General features: G+C 59.6%; 8 protein-coding genes. 6 read left to right on the top strand and 2 right to left on the bottom strand.

Going from position 1 to position 6734, the window contains the following annotated elements; genetic code table 11:
• Positions 1-521: 521 nt before the first annotated feature.
• A complete protein-coding gene (locus BGIM_RS0131280; RefSeq protein WP_020473616.1) occupies positions 522-2315 on the bottom strand; it encodes an ABC transporter ATP-binding protein in 1794 nt (597 codons plus the stop codon).
• 505 nt (positions 2316-2820) lie between these two features.
• On the opposite strand from BGIM_RS0131280, the gene BGIM_RS0131275 reads away from it, so the two are divergent.
• From BGIM_RS0131275 to BGIM_RS66610, 4 genes are all read left to right on the top strand, one after another.
• Complete coding sequence (locus tag BGIM_RS0131275) at positions 2821-3324, top strand: hypothetical protein (RefSeq protein WP_020473615.1); 504 nt, start codon at positions 2821-2823, stop codon at positions 3322-3324.
• Positions 3325-3595: 271 nt separating this feature from the next.
• A complete protein-coding gene (locus tag BGIM_RS0131265) occupies positions 3596-4003 on the top strand; it encodes a site-specific integrase (RefSeq protein WP_020473613.1) in 408 nt (135 codons plus the stop codon).
• Positions 4004-4093: 90 nt separating this feature from the next.
• Positions 4094-4504 carry a transposase family protein gene (locus BGIM_RS66615; protein WP_040890893.1) on the top strand — a complete coding sequence of 137 codons (411 nt, stop codon included), beginning with the start codon at positions 4094-4096 and terminating at the stop codon, positions 4502-4504.
• A gap of 4 nt (positions 4505-4508) precedes the next feature.
• Positions 4509-5240, top strand: a complete 732-nt coding sequence (locus tag BGIM_RS66610; RefSeq protein ID WP_020473612.1) for an ISAs1 family transposase — start codon at positions 4509-4511, stop codon at positions 5238-5240.
• An 11-nt stretch (positions 5241-5251) separates the two neighbouring features.
• Here the strand turns inward: BGIM_RS66610 and BGIM_RS0131255 are convergent, their stop codons facing one another.
• Positions 5252-5674, bottom strand: coding sequence for a hypothetical protein (locus BGIM_RS0131255; RefSeq protein WP_020473611.1), 423 nt, complete (start codon positions 5672-5674; stop codon positions 5252-5254).
• A gap of 405 nt (positions 5675-6079) precedes the next feature.
• Between BGIM_RS0131255 and BGIM_RS63525 the strand changes: the two genes are divergently transcribed.
• Positions 6080-6244, top strand: coding sequence for a hypothetical protein (locus BGIM_RS63525; protein WP_020473609.1), 165 nt, complete (start codon positions 6080-6082; stop codon positions 6242-6244).
• Positions 6245-6358: 114 nt separating this feature from the next.
• On the top strand, positions 6359-6734 hold a 376-nt coding region (locus BGIM_RS53280), incomplete at its 3' end, for a winged helix-turn-helix domain-containing protein (RefSeq protein ID WP_020473608.1).

Genomic DNA, 6734 nt, shown 5'->3' with positions numbered 1-6734 from the left:
AGAAAATGGGCATCAAGAATCGACGCAAGAAAGCCGGCTATGACAACGATTGCCACGAACGTGTTTTAAGCAATTTTCCGGGAGATTAGATACGTTCGCCCTGCGATCTGGCCGGATTGCACGACCCGGCCGAACTTGAGAAACTTTCTCCGGAGGAGCGTAAGGATTGTCTGGCGCTGTGGGACGAGACGGCCGCCTTGTTCAATCGCGCCAACGCGGACAAGTGACGCCGGCCCCGCACAGGTTTGGTTACCGTTCCTGAAGTCTGCGGGCAAGCACTGTTGGTCAACAGTCGCCACGACTCTTCGCCTTTGCAAGAGAAGAGCTTCATGTGAATCAAACGACATCACACTTTCAATCTCGAAGAGAGCCCAGGCGCCTCCGATCATCCGGTGACGAATCGATGATGCCTCGCTGAGTAAAAACGGACCAGAGGTGACGGGAATGACTGGGTTGTGCCCGCTGCCGGGAACGAGGTGAAGGACTGGGTCATGGGAGAGATAGAGACGGTGATCTGAGCCTCAATCGCGTGCGAATTGCAATTGAACCAATGTCCGGTATTTGCCATCCTGGGCCAGCAACTTTTCATGTGTGCCGGTCTGGATCACCCGGCCTTCATCAATGACATAGATTCGATCAGCCCGCCGAACAGTTGAGAGGCGATGGGCGATGATGATCGAAGTCCGGCCTTTCATCAACTCGTCGAGGGCTTGCTGAACGAGATGCTCGCTTTCCGAATCCAGCGAACTGGTGGCCTCGTCAAGGATGAGAATGACCGGGTCGCGCAGAATCGCCCGGGCGATCGCGACTCGTTGCCGCTGACCTCCGGAAAGTTTGACCCCGCGTTCGCCAACCAGCGTTTCATAGCCTTCGGGAAATCTGGCGATGAACTCATGCGCGTTCGCCTTGCTCGCCGCGCCTTCGATTTCCTCACGGCTTGCCCCGGGCCGGCCATAAGCAATGTTTTCGGCAATGCTCCCGCCGAACAAGAACACATCTTGCGGAACTGTCGCCATGTGTTCACGAAGCCCCCGCAGCGGATATTCGCGAACATCACGACCGTCGATCAAAACGCGGCCCGAGTCCGGTTCATAAAACCGCAACAACAGGGAGACGATCGTCGACTTCCCGGCGCCACTCGGACCGACCAGGGCAATTCGCTCACCGGATCCTGCCTTCAGCGACAGCGCTCGCAACACCGTGATCTCTTTGCGTGAGGGATAGGCGAAGCTCACTTCATCAAAATCAATCGTGCCGACTGGTCGCGTGATCGTCCCTTCTGACTGATCTTCCGGCTCTTCACGAAGCAATTCGCGAACGCGTTGGGTCGAGCCGATGGTTCGTTGCAGTTGGGCATACAACTCCGCGAACGAGCCAACCGCTCCGCCGACGAACATCGTATAGAGCAAAAACTGCGTCAGGTCGCCGAGGCTCATGTCGCCCGCTTTCACGAGTCTCGCCCCAAACCAGAGCACCAGCACGAACGCCCCGAACAGCGCGAAGATCACGAACGCCGAGAATGCCCCGCGATAGAGGGCCACACGAAGCACGTTCGCGACGACCTCGCTCATGCCGGTCCGATATCGGGTTTCCTCGAATGGCTCGTTCGTGAATGCCTTCACGCCGGCGATTCCTTGCAGCGTTTCCTCGACGATCACGTTGGTGGCCGCGAGTTTGTCCTGGGCGTCACGCGAGAGCCTGCGCACTGACCGTCCGAAAACGGCGGACGCCGCGAACAACGGCGGAACCGAGGCGAGCATGACAAGCGTGAGACGGCCGGACGTGATTGCCAGCAGGACAATCCCGCCGAAAAGCAGAACGACTTGTCGCAGGAATTGCGGAATGGCCGATGTCAGCGCGTCTTGTATTTGCGACAGGTCCGCGGCCACCCGGCTCGAAAGCTCACCGACGCGACGTTGTGCGAAGAATCCGAGAGGTAATCGGAGCAGCCGAGAATAGGTGTCCTGCCTCAGATCCGCGAGGCTGCGTTCGCCCACCTGGGCCAGCCAATAAGTCTGTCCGAACGAGCAAGCCGCCCGGATGGCGAGCACACTGACAAGCAAGCCTGCGGCGAGATTCATGTCGAGACCCGATTCCGAGCTTGGGTTGGCGGCGTCCACGATTCGCCCCGACAAATATGGAAACACCAAACCGAGCAGGCTGGCGGCAAACAGCGCCATCATGGCCAGGACAAACCTGACCTGATAACGCAGGATGTAGCCGAACAAGCGGTACGCCTCCCGCAGTCCGTCCCGGGTGACTTTGGCCGATTCCGGTTTTGAATCCGAACTTGATGACGAGCCATGACGAGCCATGAAGCACTCCAAGCGGCCGATGGCCAACTCCTGAATAATAGGATGGCACGCGGGTGATGGCTCGATCAAGTCGTGACCGCACCCCTGAACCTTCGGTTTGAGTTTGGAAGCAGCTTTCGCCTGTGGGAAGGATTTGGGAAGGTTGTTGGACGTGCAAAGCCAATGTCTTTACAATGCTAATCAGCTGCGTTTCAGACGGATCTGTTGGTTCGATAACGATTTGAAGCGTAAACCTAGCATGTCCGCAATCCGAACCCAACGTGAGAAACATAGCCTCAGGAGCTAGTACTCGCAAGGGTGTGCAGGTTCAACTCCTGTCCTCGGCATTCACCAGATACGCAAGGGTTTACGACGAAAGTCGTAAACCCTTTTTTTATGCCTTGCCAAGATCCCAACCTTCCCGTGGGAAGGATTTGGGAAGGTTGTTGGACTTGGATGGCATTTGCATTGGGGGTTGAAACGCAGTCGCGACGGGCGTCGTCAAACGCCCACGGAGGACCGTTTCATGGCCACGATCGAGCAACGCAAGGATTCTTTTCGGCTGATTTTCTATTTTCAAAACCGCCGCCACACCACTTCGCTGGCGACCGGGGATTATCGCGAGGCCGAGGCCATCGCCAGGTCTATGGATCGCACCTTGAGCCTCATCCGGCAGGGAGCCTTGGTCCTGCCGGACGGGACCGACCTGGTCGCACCTGGTCGCATGTGTTATCCGGCGGCCGACATTCGCAACGGCCGGAGCCAAAAAGTGGGGGCAGTTGAAACAAAAAGCAAAACCCCATTGCTGACGCTGGCCGAAATCAGCCAGAAGTATGTCGCCGTTCAGGAACTCGGGGGAATGGAAACCGCCTCACTGTATGCGGTCAAGATTCACCTCCGGCATATCACCACCACCCTGGGGGAGTTTTTTTCCATGCAAAATCTCAAACAACCCGACCCTCAACGGCATGTCCAACGCCAGGCCGCGAAACCTAGTCAGCATGGCAAACCGTTCAGACGGACACTCTGAAAAAGGAACTGTTCAGTCTCAAAGCCATGTGGAACTGGGCGGTCGCCTCTGGCTTTCTGGACGGACCGTTTCCGAACAAGGGACTGGTTTTCCCGAAAACCCGTCAGAAACCTCGTTTCTAACCCGTTGTGAGATTGAACGCCGGCTCCAACGAGTCGCGACGACGGCCGAGGCCAAAGAACTTTGGGACAGATTGTTTCTGCCTGCGGACGAGGTCGAGGAATTGTTGGATTAAGTTCGCGACACGGCGAGTCATCCGTTCATCGAGCCCATGTTCGTGTTTGCGGCCCACACCGGGGCAAGGCGGTCCGAGTTGATGCGGGTCCGGGCGGGTGACGTTGATTTTGAAAGCGGATTCGTGCTTATCTGCGAGAAGAAGCGAGACCGCAGCCGGGAAACGATGCGACGGATGCCGATGAGCGACAGGTTGGTTCGATGCCTGACCGACCATCCCGGCGGCCCGAGTTTGTTCACCCGGTCCGAACGCTCCATCTGGAGTGCCAAGAAACACCTCTCCCTGGTCGTCATCACACGTGACGAGGCGACCGATCATTTCCGAAGAACGCTGGCGGGCGGCAAATGGGCGGTTCTGAGGGGATGGCACGTGCTACGTCATAGTTTCATCTCCAACTGCGCGGCCGTCGGGGTGGCCCCAGGGCTGGCGCGTACTTTTGGATAGTTTTGCGAATCTGGGCGGACTTGCGTTTTGACTTTGTTCTCGTTACGCGAGGCTCCGCGCCGACAACGGGTTCCCTCGCGGAGATGAAACATGGCGGACGTTCGTATTGGGCTGGAAGAGATCGCTCGTCACTTCGCCGACTTGGAAGATCCCCGCTCGTCGATCAACCAATTGCACCCGTTCGTCAGCGTGGTGGTCATCACCATGATGGGTGTTTTGGCGGGTGCCGGCGGACCGGCCTCCATCGCTCGTCGGGCCAGGTTCAAGAAGCCGTTCCTGGAACGCGTCCTCGACCTGCCGCACGGCGTGCCGGGCAAGGACGTTTTTCGCCGGGCGCTTTCACTCTTGCAACGGACGGCCTTCCAGGCGTGCTTCGCGAGCTGGCTGAACACGCCGCGGCAGAGGAAACGGAGATTCAACAGCCGGTCTTCGCCGTGGACGGCAGGACGTCCCGCCGCCGCCACGACCGCGCGAACGGCCCAGAGGCCCGGCGTTCTGTGAGCCTTTGGGCCGGCGAGTTCGGCCTCTACCGGGGCAGGTCGCCCGCGCCGGGAAATCGATCAAAATCACGGTCATTCCCGAGTTGTTGAAGCTCGTGAACATCGAAGGGGCCATCATCACCATTGATGCGACGGGCGCTCAAAAAACCATTGCCAGACAGATCGTCGGGCGGAATGCGGACGATGTGCCGACGCTCAAAGGCAGCCAGGAGACTTTGCCTGACGCGGCGATCGATCACATCGACTCCCATGGCTGGAACGACTTCACGGACCTCCCGGCCCGCCGACGCACGACGACGGAAACGGCCCGCGGTCATGACACGACCCGTTGCTATTTTCACCTGCCGGTTCCGGGCGACCCGGCCGGCCTGTGGTTGTGGAAGGGGCTCCGGACGACTGGCGTGGTGATTTCCGCGTGTGTTCGGGACAGGAAGGAAACGGTCGAGACGCGTTACTTCATCAGCCGTCCGCCGACGGGCGTGAAGCGGTTCGCCCGCGTCGTGCGAAGCTATTGGGGCATCGAAAACACCTGTCACCGGGCCCCGGACATGACCTTCGGCGAAGACGAATCACGGATCCGCGACGAGCATCTCCGGGAAAATTTCGCCTGGCTGAATCGGTTTTCCCGATCGCCGCTCAAGCGGCATCCCGGCAACGACAGCATCGCCGACAAACGTCGCGGGTACGGTTGGAACGAGGACTTCATGCTCGAAGTGCTTACTGGGACAGCGGGCTAGAGCACCTAACACTACAGCGTATTGAATCTTTTAAGTTTGCGTTTTCTTTTGCGGTGTGATTCGGTCGCCGCTTGATTTCGATGTTGATGGTATTGCAGGAGATCGAGCAGGCATTGAGTCTCACTGGCGCCGCGACGCCGGTTCAGATATCTGCGGCACAGCAGTCTCAACGCCCGGCAGACCTGCTCCAAGGTGGCCTCCGGATTTTTTTTTCCCCGAAACCGGGTCGTGTGCCGGGAGACGAAGGCCATGACGGTCAGGCACAACGCCAGATGCCTTTTGAGCGACACGTAACTGCGGCCCTCGAAGTGCGTCAGCCCGATTTCGTCCTTGGCCACCCGGAACAGATGTTCCATATGCCAGCGGGTGAAACCGACCCGAAGCAACAGACGCAACCCGACGCGCCGGTTCGACCGGGCGATGAAATATTTCACCTCGCCAGTCTCTCGGTTCCTTGCCTTGATCAACTGGTGACTCGCCCGGAGTTCGTCCCCGAGGCACACGTCAATCCGTTTGGCCTGTCACACCGTCGCCGACCCGGTTTGCTGCGACAAGGCGAAGGCGTTCGCCTTCCGCGATTTCACGCCGGGCCCGGAAAACAAGGCGTGGGCGGCAGATTTCTTCACCTCCCTCTCAACCCGGCATGAGAAAGTCTTGGGAACCTCGCCGACGTATTGTTGCCCGCTCAGGTCGGGGAGGGCCGGGAATTTCGGCTTGCCGCCATGGCCTCGTCGAAGGTCATCCAGTCAAACCGCCAGCCATTCCCGAAGGCCCGCGAGAACAACTCGTACCGAATCTCTTTGATGGGTAACCTTCTCCAACTATGTGGAGGAATAGCCATGACTCGAATACCCATCAACAACCATTTGTCGGCTGAGGAAATCGCCCGTCGTTACCGGACTTGCCCGGATGGGGCGGAGAAAACCCGCTGGCAGGTGTTGTGCTGGTCACCCGGCCCGATCAGCCGATGTCTGCCGGACGGGCCGCCCAAGCCGTGGGCCTGACGCCGTCGTGGGGGCGGACCCTGCTCAAGCGGTGGAACGAACACGGTCCGGACGGGCCAGAGGACGGACGGCGGGCCAGAGGACGGACGGCGGGCCAACGGGGCCGAGCCGCTTTTGAGTCCGGAACAACAGGCGGATTTGTACGCCGCCCTTCAGGCCGATCCGCCCGACGGGGGCTTGTGGTCCGGCCCCAAACTCGCCCGATATGTCCGCGATCAATGGGGAATCGAAGTCGTTCCGCAGACCGGCTGGCAATGGCTGGTCCGGCTGGGATTCCGGCTCCGCTTGCCCGTCCGCGTCATCCCAAGGCCGCCACGGCGGAGCAACAGCGGAGGTGCCTTTGACCGCCTCGCCGAACGGGTGGCCGCCTTGCGAACGGCTCATCCGGACAAGACGGTCGAGGTATGGGCCGAGGACGAGGCCTGGCTTGGTCTCAAGCCGGTGGCCCGCCGGGTTTGGTCCCTCCACGGACACCGGCTCGCCTCCAACA

Source organism: Zavarzinella formosa DSM 19928 (genome assembly GCF_000255705.1).
In the GTDB taxonomy this organism is placed as follows: domain Bacteria; phylum Planctomycetota; class Planctomycetia; order Gemmatales; family Gemmataceae; genus Zavarzinella; species Zavarzinella formosa.
This window is presented reverse-complemented; position numbering and strand designations above follow the sequence as displayed.

What these genes read in the sequence shown, in the direction of transcription:
- BGIM_RS0131275 (WP_020473615.1), top strand. Translation starts at nt 2,821, where the DNA reads ATGGCCACGATCGAGCAACGCAAGGATTCTTTTCGGCTGATTTTCTAT.
- BGIM_RS66615 (WP_040890893.1), top strand. Translation starts at nt 4,094, where the DNA reads ATGGCGGACGTTCGTATTGGGCTGGAAGAGATCGCTCGTCACTTCGCC.
- BGIM_RS63525 (WP_020473609.1), top strand. Translation starts at nt 6,080, where the DNA reads ATGACTCGAATACCCATCAACAACCATTTGTCGGCTGAGGAAATCGCC.
- BGIM_RS0131280 (WP_020473616.1), bottom strand. Translation starts at nt 2,315, where the DNA reads ATGGCTCGTCATGGCTCGTCATCAAGTTCGGATTCAAAACCGGAATCG.
- BGIM_RS0131265 (WP_020473613.1), top strand. Translation starts at nt 3,596, where the DNA reads ATGTTCGTGTTTGCGGCCCACACCGGGGCAAGGCGGTCCGAGTTGATG.